Source organism: Caballeronia telluris, from assembly GCF_001544495.1.
In the GTDB taxonomy this organism is placed as follows: Bacteria; Pseudomonadota; Gammaproteobacteria; order Burkholderiales; family Burkholderiaceae; genus Caballeronia; species Caballeronia telluris.
This window is the reverse complement of sequence record NZ_FCNZ02000002.1, coordinates 345,240-366,049: the sequence shown is the minus strand read 5'-3', so window position 1 is coordinate 366,049 and position 20,810 is coordinate 345,240. Positions and strand designations below refer to the sequence as shown.

18 protein-coding genes are annotated in these 20,810 nt (G+C 66.4%); 8 read left to right on the top strand and 10 right to left on the bottom strand.

Annotated elements, in window-relative coordinates; all coding sequences use genetic code 11:
* The first annotated feature begins 36 nt into the window (after positions 1–36).
* The 7 genes from AWB66_RS04640 to aepY all read left to right on the top strand — a co-directional run bounded on the left by AWB66_RS04640 (position 37) and on the right by aepY (position 7,149).
* Positions 37–762, top strand: a complete 726-nt coding sequence (locus tag AWB66_RS04640) for a DUF4136 domain-containing protein (RefSeq protein ID WP_087629090.1) — start codon at positions 37–39, stop codon at positions 760–762.
* Positions 763–953: 191 nt separating this feature from the next.
* Positions 954–1,661 carry a CDP-alcohol phosphatidyltransferase family protein gene (locus AWB66_RS04635; protein ID WP_087629089.1) on the top strand — a complete coding sequence of 236 codons (708 nt, stop codon included), beginning with the start codon at positions 954–956 and terminating at the stop codon, positions 1,659–1,661.
* Positions 1,658–2,482 (top strand): HalD/BesD family halogenase, encoded by an 825-nt coding sequence (locus AWB66_RS04630; RefSeq protein WP_087629088.1) that lies wholly within the window; start codon positions 1,658–1,660, stop codon positions 2,480–2,482. Before AWB66_RS04635 ends, AWB66_RS04630 begins: the two co-directional genes overlap by 4 nt.
* Entirely contained in the window at positions 2,479–3,483 is a 1,005-nt protein-coding gene (locus tag AWB66_RS04625) for a flippase-like domain-containing protein (protein WP_087629087.1), read from the top strand. The genes AWB66_RS04630 and AWB66_RS04625 overlap by 4 nt, the downstream gene beginning before the upstream one ends.
* 24 nt (positions 3,484–3,507) lie before the next feature.
* Positions 3,508–4,278 carry a phosphocholine cytidylyltransferase family protein gene (locus AWB66_RS04620; RefSeq protein WP_087629086.1) on the top strand — a complete coding sequence of 257 codons (771 nt, stop codon included), beginning with the start codon at positions 3,508–3,510 and terminating at the stop codon, positions 4,276–4,278.
* Complete coding sequence (gene aepX, locus AWB66_RS04615) at positions 4,275–5,993, top strand: phosphoenolpyruvate mutase (protein WP_087629085.1); 1,719 nt, start codon at positions 4,275–4,277, stop codon at positions 5,991–5,993. The genes AWB66_RS04620 and aepX overlap by 4 nt, the downstream gene beginning before the upstream one ends.
* Positions 5,986–7,149, top strand: coding sequence for a phosphonopyruvate decarboxylase (gene aepY / locus AWB66_RS04610; protein WP_087629084.1), 1,164 nt, complete (start codon positions 5,986–5,988; stop codon positions 7,147–7,149). Before aepX ends, aepY begins: the two co-directional genes overlap by 8 nt.
* Here aepY and AWB66_RS04605 read toward each other — a convergent pair.
* The 10 genes from AWB66_RS04605 to hemN all read right to left on the bottom strand — a co-directional run bounded on the left by AWB66_RS04605 (position 7,146) and on the right by hemN (position 20,338).
* On the bottom strand, positions 7,146–7,586 hold the full coding sequence (locus tag AWB66_RS04605) for a hypothetical protein (protein ID WP_087629083.1): 441 nt from the start codon (positions 7,584–7,586) through the stop codon (positions 7,146–7,148). The genes aepY and AWB66_RS04605 overlap by 4 nt on opposite strands.
* A 131-nt stretch (positions 7,587–7,717) precedes the next feature.
* On the bottom strand, positions 7,718–9,046 hold the full coding sequence (gene guaD / locus AWB66_RS04600) for a guanine deaminase (RefSeq protein ID WP_087629082.1): 1,329 nt from the start codon (positions 9,044–9,046) through the stop codon (positions 7,718–7,720).
* Between the two features lie 35 nt (positions 9,047–9,081).
* On the bottom strand, positions 9,082–10,452 hold the full coding sequence (locus AWB66_RS04595) for an NCS2 family permease (protein ID WP_087629118.1): 1,371 nt from the start codon (positions 10,450–10,452) through the stop codon (positions 9,082–9,084).
* A 10-nt stretch (positions 10,453–10,462) separates the two neighbouring features.
* A complete protein-coding gene (locus tag AWB66_RS04590) occupies positions 10,463–11,491 on the bottom strand; it encodes an adenosine deaminase (protein ID WP_087629081.1) in 1,029 nt (342 codons plus the stop codon).
* Between the two features lie 39 nt (positions 11,492–11,530).
* Positions 11,531–12,541: a xanthine dehydrogenase accessory protein XdhC gene (gene xdhC, locus AWB66_RS04585; RefSeq protein ID WP_087629080.1), complete on the bottom strand. Its 1,011-nt coding sequence runs from the start codon at positions 12,539–12,541 to the stop codon at positions 11,531–11,533.
* 31 nt (positions 12,542–12,572) lie between these two features.
* Positions 12,573–14,963 (bottom strand): xanthine dehydrogenase molybdopterin binding subunit, encoded by a 2,391-nt coding sequence (xdhB, locus tag AWB66_RS04580; protein WP_087629079.1) that lies wholly within the window; start codon positions 14,961–14,963, stop codon positions 12,573–12,575.
* The gene (xdhA, locus tag AWB66_RS04575; RefSeq protein WP_200818924.1) at positions 14,960–16,465 is read right to left on the bottom strand and encodes a xanthine dehydrogenase small subunit; all 1,506 of its coding nucleotides are present in this window, start codon (positions 16,463–16,465) and stop codon (positions 14,960–14,962) included. Before xdhA ends, xdhB begins: the two co-directional genes overlap by 4 nt.
* 292 nt (positions 16,466–16,757) lie before the next feature.
* A complete protein-coding gene (locus AWB66_RS04570; RefSeq protein ID WP_087629117.1) occupies positions 16,758–17,276 on the bottom strand; it encodes a disulfide bond formation protein B in 519 nt (172 codons plus the stop codon).
* A gap of 109 nt (positions 17,277–17,385) precedes the next feature.
* Entirely contained in the window at positions 17,386–18,765 is a 1,380-nt protein-coding gene (locus AWB66_RS04565; RefSeq protein WP_087629077.1) for an amidase, read from the bottom strand.
* A gap of 151 nt (positions 18,766–18,916) precedes the next feature.
* The gene (gene hemN / locus AWB66_RS04560; RefSeq protein WP_087629076.1) at positions 18,917–20,338 is read right to left on the bottom strand and encodes an oxygen-independent coproporphyrinogen III oxidase; all 1,422 of its coding nucleotides are present in this window, start codon (positions 20,336–20,338) and stop codon (positions 18,917–18,919) included.
* A gap of 119 nt (positions 20,339–20,457) precedes the next feature.
* Here hemN and AWB66_RS04555 point away from each other — a divergent pair, with 119 nt between their 5' ends.
* Entirely contained in the window at positions 20,458–20,760 is a 303-nt protein-coding gene (locus AWB66_RS04555; RefSeq protein ID WP_087629075.1) for a YkgJ family cysteine cluster protein, read from the top strand.
* The last annotated feature ends 50 nt before the right edge of the window (positions 20,761–20,810 follow it).

Sequence of the window (20,810 nt, the reverse complement as noted above, 5' to 3'; positions counted from 1 at the left end):
TAACTAAAGAACGCGGACATCGAAATGAGGACGACCATGAGGTTCGATCGCTGGACGAGTGTCGTTCGCGCCGCGCTGGCGCTTTGCGCGCTCTGCCTCGCCGGCTGCACGACCTATGTCCAGACGCAGGTCACGGCCTTCTCGGACTGGACGGGCAGCGACACAACCCGTACCTATGCGTTCGCGCGCTCGCCCGAGCAGCAGAACAGCATCGAGCAGTCGACGTACGAAGCCCAGGTAGCCAGCGAGCTGTCGAAGTATTCGTTCCGTGCCGTGCCCGAGGCGAGCGCGCGCTACAAGGTGGAACTCGCCTATTCGATCCGCGGCGACCTCATGACGGTGCGCCAGCCCGTCTATTACGATCCGTGGCCGATGTACGGCCCTTACGGGCGGCCGTATTGGGGACCGTGGGGAGGCTGGGGACCTTACGGGCCGTGGGGGCCGGGCCCGGCGAGCTACGTCGATCAAATCTATCCGATCTACGTGCACGCGTTGCAGATCCGCATGACCGATCGCGCGAGCGGACGCGAGGTCTATAAGGTGACGGCGATGAACTCGGGCGGCGAAGCGTCGCTGATTCGCGCGATGCCTTATCTGATCCAGAGCGCGCTCGCCGATTTCCCGCTCGGCAACGGCACCGTGCGCACAGTGAGGATTCCGATCGACGGAAGCGGCGGCGCGACGAACGAAGCCGTGGCCGGCGACAACGAACGCACGGTCGCGCCCGGCAGCGGTGCGCCCGCGCCGAAAGCGGTCGAGTAAGGGCGCGAGCGAGCGTGCAAGCGTCCTAGCCGTAATTTTTGCCGCCGAGCAAGGACGCGGCGCCGTCTAACTGCCATAATCCCAGCCTCCATTCGAAGCCCGGCGCGAGCGCTTCCGGCACGTGGCGAAGCGCGTCCACCATGCCCTTTGCGAATATGCACGCCCGCCGGAATCGGGATATATTCGCGTTCATGACAAAATCAAGTCCGACCCAGCCCCGAGCCGTCCCGGCGCCCGCTACATGGGACGCGCGGCTTGCCCGCCGCCTAGTCACTCCGCTCGTCGGCACCCCGGTTACACCGAACCATCTCACCACGCTGCGTCTTCTGATCGGCGTGGCCGGAGCCTATTACCTGTCGCTCGGCCAGTTCTGGCTCTGCACGCTCGGCGCACTGCTGATCGCGCTGTCCAATTTCGTCGACCACACCGATGGCGAACTCGCGCGCATCAGCGGACAGTCGAGCAAGATCGGTCATTTCTACGATCTCGCCTGCGACGCGCTCGTGACCGTGCTGCTCTTCCTCGGCCTCGGTTTCTACGTCGGCGTGCATCATCCGTCGATGATCGTGCCGGCGCAATGGCTCGGCGGCATCGCGGGCATTGCCGTCGCGCTGATCTTCTATTTGCGCATGCGCATCGAGTCGATGGTCGGCAAGGACGGCACGAAACAGGCGTCGATGGCCGGCTTCGAAACCGAAGACGTGCTTTATCTTCTTCCCCTCATCACCGTCGTGAACGGCATGACGCCGTTCCTGATCGCCGCTTCGATCGGCGCGCCGCTCTTCGCCGCGTGGGTCGCAGTCGATCATCAGCGCGTGATGCGTCGGGCGGCCCTTCGCACGAAGGGCGCGGCGCACGCGAAGGACACCGACGGCAAGGACTTTCAGACAGCACGATGAATCAGGCAGCCAATCCGCCGACGCCAACCCTGGATCGAAGCGCCGCGCGCACGCCCGTGGCACGAGTCGCGATACCCTCCGCGCGTGAAATCGATGCGACGCTCGATGCGCGCCTGCGTGAACTTCAAACCGCGCAACTGCACGACTCCTTCGACAAGCAGGGCAGCTTTCTCTATCTGGAAGACTTCCTGCCGCGCGATTACACCGAGCGGCTGATCGACGCCGTCCACGCCTTGACGCCGGCCGTGAACCGCAATTACCTTCCGGGCCACAAGCAGGGCGGCAGCGTCAGCCGCCACGCCATCGACCGGCTCGCGCCGTTCATCGCCGATCTGTACCGCTCCGAAGCGCTCATCAAGTGGCTGGAAACGATCAGCGGCGACAAGCTGCAAGTCTCGCCCGCCGACGATCCGCACGCCTACGCGCTCTACTTCTACACGCGCCCGGGCGACCATATCGGCTGGCACTACGACACGTCCTATTACGAAGGGCGCCGCTACACGATGCTGCTCGGCGTAATCGACGATTCGTCCTGCCGGCTCGACTACGAACTGCACACGCGCAATCCCGAAATGCCCGACGAACCGGGCTCCGTGCAATATCCGCCGGGCGCGCTCGTCTTCTTCGACGGCGACAAGCTGCGTCATCGCATCACGCCGCTTAGCGCGAACGAAATGCGCGTCTCGCTCACGTTCGAATACGTGACGAATCCGCACATGCGGCCGTGGCAGCGCTTCATCTCGAACATGAAGGATTCGATCGCCTATTTCGGCTTCGGGCAGGTCTTTCGCCGCAAAGCCGGCAAGAACGGAAGCGCATGAGCCGCGCCGGCACCGTCCTGCTGTCGATCGGCGTGGTGTTGTTCATCGCGCTGATCGGCTGGCAAGGGTTCGGCTCGGTGGCGTCGACGCTCGCGGCGGCCGGCTGGGGCCTCGTCGCGGTGGCGGCGTTTCACCTTCTGCCGGTCGTGCTCGACGCGGGCGCGATCAGCGTCCTGTTCGGCCAGCGCGATCGCGACGTGACATTGCGCGACGCCGTACTCGCGCGCTGGAGCGGCGAGTCGGTCAACAGCTTGATGCCCGCCGGACAGATCGGCGGCCCGATGCTGATGGTCCGCTATCTCGCGCAGCGCGGCATGCGCGCGCGCGATGCCGCCGCCGTCATCACCGTCAGCACGACGATGCAGACCCTCGCGCAACTGCTGTTCGCGCTGGTCGGCGTCGCGCTCCTCGGCAGCGGGTCGGGCACGGGCGTGCGCAATGCCGTGCTGATCGTGATCGTCGTGATCGGCGCGATGATCTTCGGCTTTTATCTCGCGCAGCGGCGCGGTCTCTTCGGCCGCGCGATGCGTTTTGCGTCCTCGGTCGCCGCGCGCTTCTCCGCGAAGCGCGACTGGTCGTCGCTCGTCACGCGTGCCGAAGCGGTGGATGCCGCCGTCCACGAGATGTATCGCGAGCGCGGCAAGGTCGCGGCGAGCTTTGCGCTGAGCTTCCTCGGCTGGATCGTCGGCACAGGGGAAGTGTGGCTCGCGTTGCGTCTCATCGGCCATCCGGTCGACTGGACCGACGCGCTGATCCTCGAAAGCCTCGGCCAGGCGATCCGCGGCGCGGCCTTCGCGATTCCCGGTTCGCTCGGCGTGCAGGAGGGCGGCTACCTTTTGCTCGCGCGGCTCGTCGGCCTGCCGCCGGAAGCAGCGCTCGCGCTCTCGCTCGCGAAACGCGCGCGCGAGTTGCTGCTCGGCGTGCCGGGCATCGTCTATCTGCATTTCGTTGAAAAGGGCTGGCAGCGTCGGCGTCTTGCGCGCGTGCCGGAGATCGACTGAATCATCCTCGAAAGGATAAGAACAATGCGCGCAATTATTCTTGCGGCCGGGATGGGCTTGCGCCTCGTCCAGCCGGAGGGTCAGCAAAAGCCGAAATGCCTGTTGCGTTTCGGCGATGTGTCGCTGCTCGAACGCCATCTGCAATTGCTGAAGGCGGCGGGCGTTGGCGAAATCGTGTTCGTGCTCGGTTTCAAGCATGAGATGGTCGAGGCCGAACTGGATTCGATCGACTGGAAGCCTTCGACCGAAGTCGTCGTGAACAGCGAGTTTTCGCTCGGCAGCGTGCTGTCCGTGCACACCGCGGCCGAAGCGCTCACGCGCGGCGGCGACGTGCTCCTGATGGACGCTGACGTGCTCTACGACGAACGCGTGCTCGATCCGCTCGTGGCGAACCCGCAGGCGCACATCAACCGCTTGCTGATCGACCGCGACTTCGAAGCGGGCGACGAGCCCGTGAAGCTGTGCATCGACAACGGCGTGCCCGTCGAACTGCGCAAGCAGGTCGTGGCGGGCCTCAAGTTCGACACGATCGGCGAATCGGTCGGCTTCTTCCGTTTCGACGAGCGCGCGGCGCGGCGTCTTGCGGAAATCGTCGCGGATTACGTGGCGACCGGCCGCGCGAACCTGCCGCACGAAGAAGCGGTGCGCGACCTGCTGCAGGAACGCAGTCAGACCTTCGACATTGCCGACGTGACCGGCGCGCCGTGGATCGAAATCGACTTCCAGAACGACGTGAAGCGCGCAGCCGACGAAGTGTTGCCGCAATTGAATCAGCTAGCCGGAGTATTGCGATGAACGCACCAGGACACCTTCCCGCCGGATTCTCGCGCACGATGCGCCTGCGCGAGATGTTGCAAAGCAATCGCCTCGAATTCATGATGGAGGCGCACAACGGCTTGTCGGCGCGCATCGTGAAGGAAGCGGGCTTCAAGGCGATCTGGGGCTCGGGCCTCGCGATCTCCGCGCAATTCGGCGTGCGCGACAACAACGAAGCGAGCTGGACGCAGGTCGTCGACATGCTCGAATTCATGGCCGACGCGAGCGACCTGCCGATCCTGCTCGACGGCGACACCGGCTACGGCAACTTCAACAACGTGCGTCGGCTCGTGAGGAAACTGGAGCAGCGCGGGATCGCGGGCGTCTGCATCGAGGACAAGCAGTTCCCGAAGACCAATAGCTTCATCAACGGCGAAGCGCAGCCGCTCGCCGACATCGACGAATTCTGCGGCAAGATCAAGGCTGGCAAGGATTCGCAGAGCGATCCGAATTTTTCGATCGTCGCGCGCGTCGAGGCGCTGATCGCGGGCTGGGGCATGGAAGAGGCGCTGCGTCGCGCGGAAGCCTATCGCCAGGCGGGCGCCGACGCGATCCTGATCCACAGCAAGCTCTCGAAGCCCGACGAAATCCTCACCTTCGCGCGCGAATGGGCGGGCCGCGGGCCGCTCGTCATCGTGCCGACGAAGTACTACAGCACGCCGACCGACGCCTTCCGGCAAGCGGGCATCAGCACCGTGATCTGGGCGAATCACCTTATTCGCGGCGCGACCTCGGCGATGCAGGCGATCGCGAAGGAGATCCACGAAAGCGAGACGCTCGTGAACGTGGAAGACCGCATCGCGGCGGTCAACGAAATCTTCCGTCTGCAAGACGCCGACGAATATTCGGCGGCCGAGAGCGTGTATCTGTCGGCGTCGAGTACGGCGCGAAGCGCGGTCGTGCTCGCGGCGAGCCGCGGCGCGGGGCTCGAAGCCGTCACCGCCGACCGTCCGAAGGTCATGCTGCCGGTCGCGGGCAAGCCGCTCCTGCGCCATCTCGTCGAGGCGTTCAAGAAGGAAGGCATCAACGACATCACCGTGGTCGGCGGCTACCGCGCGGACGCGATCGATACGTCGGGCATCCGGCTCGTCGTCAACGAAGCGCACGACAAGACGGGCGAACTCGCGTCGCTCGCCTGCGCCGCCGCATCGAACAAAAGCGCGCTGACGGGCGACACCGTGATCTCCTACGGGGATTTGCTGTTTCGCAGCTACATCCTGCGCGATCTCGTGGAATCGGACAGCGACTTCTGCGTCGTGGTCGATTCGTCGCAGTCGCCGCAGGCAGGCGCATCCGCTACGGACTTCGCGTATTGCTCCACCGCCGACGACCGCGCGCTCTTCGGCCAGAAAGTGTGGCTCGAAAGCGTGACGAGCGCGGCAGGCGAAGCGCGCGGCACGGGCGTGCCGCAAGGCCGGTGGATGGGCCTGTTGAACGTGCGCGGCGAAGCACGGGAGCGTCTGCTTGCGACGCTCGCCCGGCTCCAGCAACGCGACGACTTCGGCAAGCTCGACATGGCCGCCTTGCTCAACGCGCTCGTCGAAGCGGGCGAAAAGATCGAAGTGCAGTACGTGCACGGGCACTGGCGCGGCGTCAACGATCTCGACGATTTCCGCCGCGCGGGCGACTTCGCGCACGCGCAGTCGCCGTACGGTACGGGCGGCGCGGCACCGGCGGAGGGCGCGCGTGATTGAGGCTGCCCAGTTCGTCGAAGCGGCGCGTGAGCGCGGCTTCGACTGGTATGCCGGCGTGCCGTGTTCGTTTCTCACGCCGTTCATCAACTACGTGCTGCAGGACGAGACGCTGCACTACGTGTCGGCGGCGAACGAGGGCGATGCCGTCGCGCTGATCGCGGGCGTCGCGCTCGGCGCGTCGGGCGAACATAAGGGCCGGCGCGGCATCGCGATGATGCAGAACTCCGGTCTCGGCAACGCGGTGAGTCCGCTGACGTCGCTCACCTGGACGTTTCGTCTGCCGCAATTGCTGATCGTGACGTGGCGCGGCCAGCCGGGCGTCGCCGACGAGCCGCAGCACGCGCTGATGGGCCCTGTCACGCCGGCCATGCTCGACACGATGGAGATTGCCTGGGAGCTGTTCCCGACAGAAGCCGACGCGATCGGTCCGGCGCTCGAGCGCGCGACGGCGCACATGGACCGCACGGGTCGTCCTTACGCGCTCGTGATGCAGAAGGGCAGCGTCGCGCCGTATGCGTTGAAAAAGACCGGCCTCGCGGGCGTGCATGAACGTGCGGAGCGTGCGCAAGTCGGGCGCTTCGAAGGCGAGCGCGTCACGCGTCATGACGCCTTGCAGCGCGTGATCGCGCAGACGCCGCTCGACTCCACCGTCGTGCTCGCGTCGACGGGCTTTTGCGGGCGCGAACTCTACGCCATCGACGATCGCGAGAACCAGTTGTATCTCGTCGGCTCGATGGGGTGCGTCACGCCGATCGCGCTCGGCCTGGCGCTGTCGCGGCCGGACCTGCGCGTGGTCGCGCTCGACGGCGACGGCGCCGCGCTCATGCGCATGGGCGTCTTCGCGACGCTCGGCGCATACGGTCCCGCGAACCTTGTTCATCTGCTGCTGGACAACGGCGCGCACGAATCGACGGGCGGGCAGGCGACGGTATCGCGCGGCGTCGATTTCGCGTCGATCGCCTCGGCGTGCGGCTACGCGCTCGCGCTCGACGGCGACGACATCGGCGTGATCGACCGTCTATTCGAAGCGAAGGACGTCGACGGTGTGCGGTTCGCGCGGCTCTCGATCAAGACCGGGACGCCCGGCGACCTGCCGCGCCCGTCGATCTCGCCGGAAGACGTGCGCGCGCGGCTGCAGGCGCATCTTTCGCGCTAGTCCTGCTTGCAGAAGATCGCGGTGATGAAGGGCGCGACGTGATGCACCACGGCGTCGCTGCCCGCCGCGCGCACTTTTGCTTCCACGGCGCTGTCGAGTCCGACCACGACCGCGCCATACGCCGAGTCCGCAATGGGCTCGCCGGTTCCCTGCGTGAAGATCGGATCGTCCTTCTGATAGCCGAGCACCGCATAGACGCGAAAGTCGTACGCGCTCAGTTCGGTGCCCTTCGCCGGTCGAAACGCATTGACCGAGTTCTTTTCGACGCGCATCGGTTTTTCTTCGATCAGATGCTGTTGCAGTAGCGGCGCGATGAACGCATGCGCGTTCGATTTGCAGTCGAGCTGGGCGTCGAGGGCAAGCGCGTGCGAGAGCGCGGGCAAGGTGGCGATGAGCGTCGACGCTAGCAGGCGAACGGATCGTGCGGGTTGCTTCATGACGCGCGGAGGCTGGCGGAAAACTCGACTTTAGCGGTAAGCTGAAAAGCGTGCTGAAGTGATGGTCTCAACGAAAAACGCCCTGTTGCCAGGGCGTTTTTCCATTCTCCGCGACGCGAGGTTCAGGCTGCTTACGCCGCAAGCTCCAGCGCGGAAGCCCGTCGCGCATCGCGCCGATGCACGCAATTCCCGGCCGCATACGTTTCGAACACCGCGCGATCGTCGCCGAGCAAGGCGAACGCGAACAGCAACTCTTCGAGCGACTCCGCGCGCGACGTGCGGCGCGCGAGCAGCGGCGTGCCGGCCGGATCGAGCACCGCGAAGTCCGCCTCGCTGCCCGGCGCGAGCGTACCGATACGGTCGTCGAGATCGAGCACCTTCGCCGCGCCCGTCGTCGAGAGCCAGAACATGCGCGTCGCGGTGAGGTGATGGCCCGTGAGGCGCGCGACCTTGTGCGCTTCGTTCATCGTCTGCAGCATCGAGAACGACGTGCCGCCGCCGACGTCCGTCGCGAGCGCAACCGGCATGTTCGCCGCGCCCGCCTTGTCGAAGTCGAAAAGGCCGCTGCCGAGAAACAGATTCGACGTCGGGCAGTGCGACGCCACCGCGCCCGTTTCGGCCATGCGCTGGCGGTCGGCGTCGTCGAGATAGATGCAATGGCCGTACACCGCGCGACGCCGCAAGAGGCTGTAGTGATCGTAGATGTCGAGATAGCTGCGGTGGCCCGGAAAAAGGCTTTCGACCCACTTGATCTCGTCGGTATTCTCCGCGACGTGACTCTGGATGAACACATCCTCGTGCGCGCGCGCGAGCACGCCGCATGCTTCGAGCTGCGCCTCGGTCGAGGTCGGCGCGAAGCGCGGCGTCAGCGCGTACTGCTGGCGTCCGCGGTTGTGCCAGCGCGCGATCAGCTCGGCGCTGTCGTCGTAGCCGGATTGCGCCGTGTCGCGCAGGAACTCGGGGCAGTTGCGGTCCATCAGCACCTTGCCCGCGACCATGCGCAGGTTGCGCGACTCGCTCTCGGCGAAGAACGCGTCGGCGGATTCCTTGTGCACCGTGCAGTAGACGAGCGCGGTCGTCGTGCCGCACGAGAGCAGTTCGTCGAGGAAGAAGCGCGCCGTCTGCCGCGCGTGCGCCGGATCGGCGAACGCGCGCTCGGTCGGGAACGTGTACGTGTTGAGCCACGGCAGAAGACCCGGCGCCGGCGACGCGATCATGTCCGTCTGCGGATAGTGGATGTGCGAATCGATAAAGCCCGGCACGATCAGCTTGTCGCGCATCGTCTTCACGGTCGCATCGGCTGAAAGGCGCGTCTTCAACGCCGAATAGGCGCCTGCCGCGACCACGCGGCCGTCCTCGACGATCAGGAGGCCGTCTTCATCGAAGACCGCGCCGTCGGCGGCGTGCGCGGGGTCGTCGCGGAAGGTCAGAAGCTGGGCGCGGTAGGCGGTTTGAGTCATGGTGCAACGTCTCCGGATACTGTATGTAGTCGTGGTTAAAGCTGGGTCAGAAGCAAGAGCGAGAGCGCGGCGACGACCCACATCGCCGGCTTGATGGCCTTCATCTGGCCGGTGAACGCCTTGATCACGACGAACGCGAGAAAGCCGTACGCGATGCCGTCGGTGATCGAATAGGTCAGCGGAATCAGGATCATCGCGAGGAACGCGGGGATCGCTTCGTCGAAACGATGCCATTCGATCTGCTTGATCGACTCCATCATGAACACGCCGACCAGCACGAGCGCGGGCGCGGTCGCGATGGCGGGCACGAGCGAGAGCAGCGGCGAGAGAAACAGGAACGGCAGGAAGCACAGGCCCGCGACGACCGCGACGAGCCCCGTGCGCCCGCCCGCCGAAATGCCCGCCGCCGATTCGATGTAAGCGTTCGCCGGACTCGTGCCGAGCGGCGCGGACACGAGCGCGGAGAAGGCATCGACCATCATCGACTGACGGATGTTGCGCGGATTGCCGTCCTTATCGAACAGCTTGCCGGCTTCGGAGATCGCCATGAAAGTGGAGAGCGCGTCGAAGAACGACGTGAACAGCATCACGAAGATGAACGGCCAGTAGATCACCTTCAGCGAGCCGATCAGATCGAGCTGGCCGATGCCCGAGAAGTCCGGCGCGGAGAAGAGGCCGTTCCAGTTGACGAGCGTCTTTGTCGCGATCGCGGCGGGCCAGTACGCGGTGCCGTCGCCCCAGAAGCGGCCGATCGGGATCGCGATGATCGTCGTGAACACGATGCCGAGCATCAGCGCGCCGGTCACGCGCCGCGCAACGAGAATGGTCGTGACGGCAAGACCGATCAGGAATGTGACGACGACCGGATTGAGCGTCGCCGAATGCACGACGGTGACCGGATCGCCGACGACGAACTTCGCGTTCACGAGCCCGATCAGGCTGATGAACAAGCCGATACCGCACGACACCGCATGGCGCAGGTTCGCGGGAATTGCATCGACGACGAGCTTGCGCGCGTTGAACGCCGCGAGCACGGCGAAGATCACGCCGGACCAGAACACGCAGCCGAGCGCGGTCTGCCACGGCATCTTGCCGCCGTGGACCATCACGAACGCGAAGAGCGCGTTCATGCCCATGCCCGGCGCGACGAGCACCGGATTGCGCGCATAGAGACCCATCGCGCAGCTGCCGAGAAAGCTGATGATGACGGTCGCCGTGAGCGCTGCGGGGAAGGGCACGCCCGCCTGCGAAAGAATGCCCGGATTGACGACGATGATGTACATCGCCGTGAGAAACGTCGTGATGCCCGCGACGACTTCGGTCTTCACGCGCGAGCCCGCCGCGCGAATGCCGAAGAAGCGTTCGAGCGTGGTGGTGTCGCGTTCGATTGGTGCTGTGGTTTCCATCTTCATTTTCTTATGCGGCGGCTTGCCAGTATGCGTCGAGTTTGGCGACCATCGCGTCGCGTTCTTGCGGCGTCACGAAGGACGCTTCCAGGCTGTTCTTGAGCAGCGTGTAGACCTCGTCGTCCGAGAGCTTCAGCGCATCGACGATCGCGAAGTAATTGGCGTTCACGTAGCCGCCGAAATACGCGGGATCGTCGGAATTCACCATCACGGCGACGCCGCGGTCGAGCAGGTCCTTCAGCGTGTGCTTCGTCATGTCGTCGAAGACGCAGAGCTTCAGGTTCGAGAGCGGACACACCGTCAGCGCGATGCGCGCATCGGCGAGACGCGCGACCAACGCCGGGTCTTCGATGCTGCGCACGCCGTGATCCACGCGATCCACCTTCAGTAAATCGAGCGCTTCGTAGACGTAAGCGGGCGGCCCTTCCTCGCCCGCGTGCGCGACGAGTTTCAGACCCTTCTCGCGCGCCTTCGCGAACACACGCTCGAACTTCGAAGGCGGATGGCCTTGCTCCGACGAATCGAGCCCGACGCCGATCAGGCGATGCTTGTACTGATCGAAGAGCGGCAACGCGGAGTCGAACGTGGCGAGCGCGTCTTCTTCGGAAAGATGGCGCAGGAAGCAGAGAATCAGCTTGCTCGTCATGCCGCGCTTCTCGCCGTCGGCAAGCGCGCGCTCGATGCCCGCGACCACCGTTTGGATCGGCACGCCGCGCTCGGTGTGCGTCTGCGGATCGAAGAAGATTTCGGCATGCGCGACGTGATCGGCGAGCGCGCGCTCGACGTAGGCCATCGTCATGTCGTAGAAGTCCTGCTCGTGAAGCAGCACGCTCGCGCCTGCGTAGTAGATGTCGAGGAACGATTGCAGGTCGGTGAACGCGTAGGCCGCGCGCAGCGCATCGATCGAGTCGTAGGCGAGCTTCACGCCGTTTCTCTGCGCGAGTTGGAAGATCAGCTCGGGTTCGAGCGAACCTTCGATGTGAATGTGCAATTCGGCCTTGGGCGCGCGTGCGATCTTGTCGGCGAGTGTGGGGTTCATGCGTGTTTTCTTGGGCTTTGGAGTGAGGCTAAAAGGGTGTTACGCCATCTGCTGCGATGACGCATGGGTATGGGCTTCGACCGCCTGCAGCAGTTGGGCTGCCGCTGCAACGGCGATCACTTCCGGCGCCTTGTCGACGATGCCGGACACGCCGATCGGGCACACCATGCGCGCGATGCGCACAGGATCGATCCCGCGCGACGCGAGCCGGTGCTCGAACTGCTTGCGTTTCGTATGCGAGCCGATCATGCCGAAGAACGCGAAGTCGCCCCGTTGCAGGATGCGTTCGGCAAGCAGCAGATCGAGCGGATGGTTGTGCGTCATCACGATGAAGTACGTGTTCGGCGGCGCGGCGTCGACGGCAGAATCGGGCGCGTCGTTCGGCTCGATCGTCACGTTGTCCGGCACGAACTGCGGCGCGGGAAACGCGGCGTCGCGCTCGTCGACCCAGGTCACGTGGCACGGCAGCGTCGCGAGCACGCGCGTGAGCGCCACGCCGACATGGCCCGCGCCGAACAGCACGACTTCGAATTCGCGCGGTGCGATGGTCTCGGTGAGGAGCGCGCCGCTGTCGTCGAAGCCGGCGCCGTCCCACAAGAGACAGTCCGCGCCCGCGACGCCCGGCTCGGGGTCCGAGATCATCACGGCGTCGGGCGCGGCACTGAACGACACGCTGCGCACGGTCGACAAGCCCTGCGCCGTGCGCTTCGCGAGCGAGGTGACCCAGCCGAGATCGGAGACATCGAGCCGCTCGAACGCGAGCACGACGGCGCCGCCGCAACACTGCCCGAGGCTCGGTCCAAGCGCGAAGCGTTCGAGGCGGCGCATGCGCGGGCTGCGCATGCCGTCCTTCAGCACTTGCCGCGCGGTCTCGATCGCTTTCCATTCGAGATGGCCGCCGCCGATCGTGTAGCGCGCGTCCTCGCGCGTGACGATCATCTTCGTGCCGGGCTCGCGCGGCGCCGAGCCTTCGACGCGCGCGACCGTCACGAGCACGAGCGCGTCGCCGTGCGCGAGCAGTTGTTGCAGGTCGTGCAGCCATGCTTGCATCGATCGGGCTCCTGGAAATGGGCGAAAGGCGTTAGTTTACCGGCGCTGCCTGCGCGGCGTGCGCAGCGGGTGCTTCCGTCGAACGCGCGCGGCAATCGTCGATCGCGTCCAGGATCGCTTCGGGCGTCGCGGGCGCGCGCAGCTTCGGGGCGTCGGCGGAACCGGGCGCCACCGACGCGATCGCCGCGCGGATCGCGAGCAGCACCGAAAACGACAGCAACAGCGGCGGCTCGCCGACCGCCTTCGAGCGGAACACGGTCGGCTCGGCGTTGTCGTTGCGATAGAGCGCGACGTTGAAGGCCGCGGGCGTGTCGCTGACAGCGGGGATCTTGTAAGTGGACGGCGCGTGCGTCATCAGGCGACCGTCGCGGTTCCACCAGAGTTCTTCGGTCGTGAGCCAGCCCATGCCCTGAATGAAGCCGCCTTCGATCTGACCGATATCGATCGCCGGATTGATCGACTGCCCGGCGTCGTGCAGCAGATCGGCGCGCAGGAGTTTCCATTCGCCCGTGAGCGTATCGACGACCACTTCCGACACCGCCGCGCCATACGCGAAGTAGTAGAACGGATGGCCTTGCAGCGTCTTCGCGTCCCAATGGACCTTGGGCGTCGCGTAGAAGCCGTCGGACCAGAGCTGCACGCGCGCGAGATACGCGGCTGCGACCAACTGGCTGAAGGGCATCTCGCCGCCGTTCGAATCGACGACGCCGTTGTGAAAGCGCACGTCTTCCGCGCGTCCGCCGAGTTGCTTGGCGGCGAGGTCGGCGAGGCGCGCGCGGATCGTCAGCGCGGCGGCTTCGGCGGCCTTTCCGTTCAGATCGCTGCCCGTGGATGCCGCCGTCGCCGACGTGTTCGCGATCTTCGAGGTGTCGGTCGCGCTTACGCGCACGTGCGAGAGCGCGACGCCGAGCGCGTTCGCCACGACCTGCGCGACCTTCGTGTTGAGTCCCTGGCCCATTTCGGTGCCGCCGTGATTCACGAGCACCGAGCCGTCCTTGTAGACATGCACGAGCGCGCCGGCCTGGTTCAGGAACGGCACGTTGAACGAGATGCCGAACTTGACCGGCGTGTACGCGATGCCGCGCCTGAGCACCGGGCTCGTCGCGTTGAATGCGTCGATCGTGGCGCGCCGCGCGAGATAGTCGCTCGATGCGATCAGTTCGTCGGTGAGCGGCGCGATCACGTTGTCTTCGACTCTCTGGCCGTAGGGCGTTGTATCGCGCTCGCCGATGCCGTAGAAGTTCGCACGCCGCACGTCGAGCGGGTCGCGCTTTAGCCGGTGCGCGACTTCGTCGAGCAGCACTTCCATCACGAGCGCGCCCTGCGGTCCGCCGAAGCCGCGAAACGCCGTGTTCGACTGCGTGTTCGTGCGGCAGGCCATCGCCACGATGTCGACGTCGCCGAGAAAGTACGCGTTGTCGAAGTGGCAGACGGCGCGCGTCGCCACCGCGCCCGACAAGTCCGCCGAATAGCCGGCGCGCAACGCGATCTCGACGCGCGCGCCCGCGAGGCGGCCTTCGTCGTCGAAGCCGGCTTCGTAGGTGTAGACCGCGTCGTGGCGCTTGCCGGTAATCATGAAGTCGTCGTCGCGATCGGCGCGCAGCTTGACCGCCCGATGCAGCTTGTGCGCCGCGAGCGCCGCGACGCATGCGAACACCGCCGACTGCGATTCCTTGCCGCCAAAGCCGCCGCCCATGCGCCGGCATTCGCATTGCACGCTGTGCGCCGGCCAGCCGAGCATGTGCGCGACGACTTGCTGCATCTCGCTCGGATGCTGCGTCGAACTGTGGACGAGCATGCCGTCGAGTTCCTTCGGAATCGCATACGCGACCTGGCCTTCGAGATAGAACTGCTCCTGCCCGCCGACTTCGAACTCGCCCGCGATGCGGTGCTTCGCCGCCGCGATTGTCGCGTCAGGATCGCCGCGCCGCAGATGCAACGGCGGCAGCACGAACTGCTTCTTTTCCTTCGCCTCGCGCGGCGTGAGCACGGCGTCGAGCAACTCGTAGCGCACGACGTCCTCGCTTTTTGCGAGCGCCGCCGCGCGCCGCGCGAGATCGTGCGTCTCGGCGATCACCGCGAACACCGGCTGGCCGAGATAGAGCACCTCGCTCGCGGCCAGGATCGGGTCGTCGTGCAGCACCGGGCCGCAATTGTTCTCGCCGGGAATGTCGGCCGCCGTCAGCACCGCGACGACGCCCGGCGCCCGTCGCACCGCGTCGAGATCGAGCGCGACGATGCGCGCATGCGCGTGTCGCGACAGCCCGAGCGCCGCGTGCAGCGTGCCGCGCACTTCGGGAATGTCGTCGATGTAGGTTGCTTCGCCGCTCACGTGCAGCGTCGCGGATTCGTGCGGCAGACCGACGCCGATCGCCGGCGCCGCAAGCGTGCCGGCTGCGGGCGGTTCGCTCAGCTTGTTCATGGCAACTCCGTAAGGGAGCCGTTCTCCCGTGCTTCGAACGCGAACGCGTTCACGTCGAAGAGGGCGAGCGGGGCGTCGCCGCGCGTTTCCAGATAGAAGCGCCACAGCACGTTGCGCGCGACCTTGCTGCGATATGCGCTCGACGCGCGCATGTCGGTGAGCGGCTGGAAGTCGGCGTCGAGCGCGGCCATCGCTTCGCGCACGGACGCTTCGCCCCATTCGCGGTCGATCAGCGCGGCTTCGGCGGCTGGCGCGCGTTTGGGCGTCGCCGCCATGCCGCCGAACGCGATGCGCGCGCCTGTCACGCGCGAGCCCGAGAGCCTGACGGCGAACGCGGCGCAGACGGCGGAAATGTCCTGGTCGTAGCGCTTCGAGACTTTGTAAGTGCGAAAACGCAGATCCGCCGACGGCCGCGGCACGCGGATCGCCGCGACGAATTCGCCGGCGGCGAGCGCGGTCTTCTGGTAGCCGAGATAGAACGCATCGAGCGGCAGCGTGCGGGTTTTATCGGCGTGTTGCAGGACGACTTGCGCATCGAGCGCGATCAGCGCGGGCATCGAATCGCCGATCGGCGAGCCGTTCGCGACATTGCCGCCGAGCGTGCCCGCATTGCGGATCGGCAGCGAGGCGAAGCGCGTCCAGAGTTCGGCGAGTTCCGGGTAGTCGGCGGCGAGCGCGGCGTAGGCGTCTTCGAGCGATGCCGCCGCGCCGATCGTCAGGGATTGCGCGTCGTGCGCGATCGTCTTCAGTTCGTCGACGTTGCCGATGAAGAGGACGTCGCCGAGATCGCGGAACTGCTTCGTGACCCACAGCCCGAGGTCCGTGCTGCCCGCGAGAATGCGCGCGTTCGGATGCGCCGCGCGCAGGCGGGCGAATTCGGCGAGCGTCGCCGGGGCGTGGAACGTGGCGCCCAACGCGCCGTACTTGAAACCTTCCGTGCGACGGATGCCTTGCAGCGACGCCTTCAGCGCTTCGCGATCGAACGCCGCGCGCGGATAGTCGAACATTTTCTGCGCGGCGTCGACGATCGGCCGGTAGCCCGTGCATCGGCAGAGATTGCCGGACAGCGCCGTGTTGATTTCATCGCGCGTCGGCAGGCCGGCATCCGCTGGCTGGTTCTCGTAGAGCGCCCACATCGACATCACGAAGCCCGGCGTGCAAAAGCCGCACTGCGAGCCGTGACAATCGACCATCGCCTGTTGCACGGGGTGCAGCCCGCCATCGGCGGCGCGCAGGTCTTCGACGGTGAAGAGCGCGCGGCCGTCGAGGGTCGGCAGGAACTGGATGCACGCGTTGACGGCCTTTAGCGCGACCTGGCCGCGTGCATCGAGTTCGCCGACGACGACCGTGCACGCGCCGCAATCGCCTTCGGCGCAGCCTTCCTTCGTGCCGGTGCACTGCTGCGTCTCGCGCAGATGCTGAAGCACCGTGCGCGTGACGGGCGCATCGCCGACCTCGCGGACGACGCCATGCTGCAGAAATCGGATGGTTTGCGTTGTCATCAGGGAATCCAGGACATTGCGGATCAGGCGCGCGTTACGCGTTCCGGGCTCGCACATGAGCCGGACTGAGCGCACGTAGATCGCCATCCATACCCGAAGGTAACACCGCAATATCCCAAAAATATTGCGGCTCGCATATCAAGATTATGCGGATGCGCTGATAGGGGAAAGGGGCGAAGCGAAAAGACGCCCGTGGAGGGCGGAGCGGAAAGGACGCCGGTGCGCGCCCGCCGCTGCGGTCGCAGCGGCGCGTGCGGGCGTGGAGCAGGCCGCCGCGTGCGCGGCCCGGACATCACATCGTCGACGCCCGCAGTCTGCGCTTGCTCCGCAGGCTCGTCACGACGGCGAGAAAAATGACCGCGAACGCCACGAGCGACCATTGCGGCAGCGACAGTCCCAAAATGGGCGGATAAGGCGTTTCGCACAGCCCCGCCACCTTGAACACCTGCGGCAGCCAGCGCGCGGGCGGCAGGCTGTCGACGACCGGCTGCAGCGTGTCGAACCCGCAACTGAACCCGGGCCGCGCCTGCACGTAGACGTGCCGGGCCGCCGCCACGATGCCGCCGAGCGCGGAAAGCGCGACGAGCGACTCCAGCAGCGCGACGCCGCGCCAGCCGTTCAATCCCGCGCCGAGAAACGCGAACACGGCGATCAGCACGAAGAAATAGCGCTGGATGATGCAGAGCGGACAGGGGTCCTCGCCGTGATAGAACTGCAGGTAGAGCGCCCCGCCGACGAGCGCGACGCAGACGAAACCGAGCAGCACCAGAAGCCGGCGTTCGCGACGCAGGACGCGGTCTTCTTCGTGCATCGTGAAATGGTGTAGAGAGTTGTTCATGTATTGCAACGATTCGAGGATAAAGCACTACAGAGTGCGCGCGGATGATGAGGATTCTAGCGCGAACCTCATCCCGAAAAAGTCAGCGGGTCGGGGCGAGCACCGCTTCGACGGCGCGTCCGATCGACAGCAGCGCGTCGTCGTTCATCGGCGCGCCCGAGAGCATCAGGCCGACCGGCGCCTCGCCGCGCGGATGGCACGGCAGAGAAAGCCCGCAGGTGTCGAGAAAATTGAACGCGCTCGGATTGCGCAGGATGAGCGCGTTGGTCTTGCCGAAGGCGTCGTCGTCGTGTTCGAGATCGGCGATGCGCGGTGGCACCACCGGCACCGTCGGGCAGAGAATCGCATCGAAACGCTGCCAGAGCGTCGTGCGCGCCGCCTCGATCATCGCGGCGCGCGCGTGCAGCAGGTCGATGTAGTCGGCGGCGCTCGCGGGCTGCCCCTTCAGGATGCGCACGAGCACGCGCGGATCGTAGGCGGCGGCGTGATCGGCGAGGAGCGGCCGGTGCCACGCGTACGCCTCGATCGGCGCGAAGCCGAAACGGTTGATCTCCGGCAGGCGGTCGAGCGGCGCGAAGCGCACGTCCTCGACGAGCGCACCCGCCGCCGACAGATGCTTGATCGCGGTCGATACCGCGCTCGCGACCGTTTCGTCGACGCCGTCCGTCACATAGTTCGTCAGCACGCCGAGGCGCACGCCGTCTAGCGGACGCGTCGCGGGCACCTCGGGTTCGCGGCCGGCGAGAATCCGGTCGACGAGCGCGCAGCACGCCACCGACGTGCCGATCGGCCCGAACGAATCGAGCGTGCTGGAGAGCGGCACGCCGCCTTGCGTCGGGATGCGGCTCGCGGTCGGCTTGAAGCCGGTCAGTCCGCAGAGCGCCGACGGAATGCGGATCGAGCCGCCGGTGTCGGTGCCGAGCGCGATTGCCGCCATGCCGTCGGCGACCGATGCTCCCGCGCCCGACGACGATCCGCCCGCGATGCGTTCGTCGCCTTTCACGTCGGCGCGCCACGGCGAGCGCGGCGTGCCGTAGTGCGGGTTGAGGCCGAGCCCGGAGAACGCGAATTCGCTCATGTTCGTGCGCCCGACGATCACCGCGCCGGCGCGGCGCAGACGGGCGACCGTGAGCGCGTCGGCCTTCGCGGGCGGCGCGTCGGCGAGCACGCGCGAGCCGGCGCGCGTCACCTGGCCTTCGATGTCGAACAGATCCTTCACCGACACCGGAATGCCCGCGAGCGGCGAGAGCACGGTGCCAGCGCGGCGCAGCGCGTCGTGGGCGTCGGCGGCGGCGCGGGCGGCGTCGGCATCGACCTGCAGGAACACGGTGGAACCCTGGCCGGACGTGTCTTCGATGCGCTCCAGCGCACGTTCGACGAGCGCGCGGCTCGTCGTGCGCTGGATGCGCAGGTCGGCGGCCAGCTGGGCGAGCGGGGGAAACTGGACGGAAGTGGTCGGCATGGTGTCGGAGTGGTGAGCGCTCGGCGCGGGCTGCACGCGCCGACCGGCGGCTTGCGATGCGGGCGACACGACCGCTCGCCCGGAGTGGCTGTCATTCTATGCCACCGCAGTAATAAATACTGCATGCGCCCGCGATCGACGCCGCGCCCGCTCAGATCGTCCGCGAGAAGCGTTCGAGCGTCGACTGCCCGAGGTAGCGGTCGAACAGCATCGCGACGTTGCGCACCAGCATGCGTCCGGCGGGCAGCACGCGGATCGCGTCGGCGTCGATGGCGACCAGGCCGTCGCGCTCCATTGGCGCGAGCCGCGCCAGTTCGTCGGCGAAGGTGCTCGCGAAGTCGATGCCGTGCGCGGCTTCGAGCGCATCGAAGTGCAGTTCTGACCGGCACATCACCTGCGCGATGATGTCGCGGCGCAGGCGGTCGTCGGCGGAGAGGCGCACGCCGCGGGCGATCGCGAGACGCCCGCTGTCGATCGCCTCGGCGTAAGCCGGGAGATCGCGCGCGTTCTGCGCGTACACGTCGCCGACCTTGCCGATCGACGACACCCCGAAGCCGATCAGGTCGCAATCCGCGCGCGTGCTGTAGCCCTGGAAATTGCGATGCAGCGTGCCGGCCTTTTGCGCCAGCGCGAGTTCGTCGTTAGGCAGCGCGAAATGGTCCATGCCGATGTAGACGTAGCCCGCGGCCGTCAGTGTCCGGATCACGCGTTCGAGGATCGCGAGCCGCGCGGCGGGCGAGGGCAGCGCGGCTTCGTCGATCTGGCGCTGCATCTTGAAAAGAGATGGCATGTGCGCGTAGCCGAACACCGAGAGCCGGTCGGGCGCGAGTTCGACGATCGCGTCGAGCGTGCGGCTGAAGCTCTCGACGCTTTGATGCGGCAGGCCGTAGATCAGGTCGACGCTCACCGACTTGAAGCCTGCGTCGCGCGCCGCGGCGAGCATGGTCTCGGTCATCTCGCGCGGCTGGATGCGGTTGATCGCGTGCTGGACGCGCGGATCAAAGTCCTGCACGCCGAGCGAGAGCCGGTTGAAGCCGAGTTCGCGCAGGAGGCGGATGGTGCGCGGCGATGCCTCGCGCGGATCGATTTCGATCGAGTATTCGGCTTTGTCGTCGGGCAGCAGGTTGAAGTGCTCGCGGGTCGCTTCCATCAACTCGGCCATCTCGTCGTGCGACAGGAACGTCGGCGTGCCGCCGCCCCAGTGCAGTTGCGAGACCGGGCGCGTCGTATCGAAAAGCTCGGCCTGCAGCGCGAGTTCGCGTTTCAACCGGTCGAGATATGGGCGCGCATGCGCGCGGTTCTTCGTCGCGACCTTGTTGCAGCCGCAGTAGAAGCAGACCGTGTCGCAAAACGGGATGTGGAAATAGAGCGATAGGTCGCCCGAGCCTTGCGCGGCCGCGCGCCGGTAATGGGCCGGATCGAACGATTCGGTGAACTGGACGGCGGTCGGGTAAGACGTGTAGCGCGGACCGTTCGCGCTGTATTTGTCGAGGAGATCGGGACGGAAAAGGGTGTCGGCGTGAGGGGTGCTGGCGTGAAGGGTGTTGGCGTGAAGGGTGTTGGCGTGAGTCATCGCGGGGCCTTGGACGGATCCGTCGAGTTTATCGAGACAGCGGCGCGCGTCCTTGCGTGATATCGCCGCAGCGGTGCCGTGGGACAATAGCCGGTTGCCGTATCGTCTTCGGAACCGTCATGTCTGAACCCGCCACCCGAGCGCCCCACGCCTGCCGCGAAGGCTGCGGCGCGTGCTGCATCGCGCCTTCCATTTCCAGCCCGATTCCGGGCATGCCCGGCGGCAAGCCGGCCGGCGTGCGCTGCGTCCAGCTCGGCGACGACCTGCGCTGTATGATCTTCGGCGATCCGCGCAGGCCGGCCTGCTGCGCGGGCCTGAAGCCCTCGTCGCAGATGTGCGGCGACGCTTTCGATCCTCGCGACGCGCGCGCATACGCGCTCGCCTGGCTCACGCAACTCGAAGTCGAAACGCAACCGGATTGAGCGGGCGCGGTCGAAGACGCGTTGCGCGTTGCATTGCTCAAGATCATCGT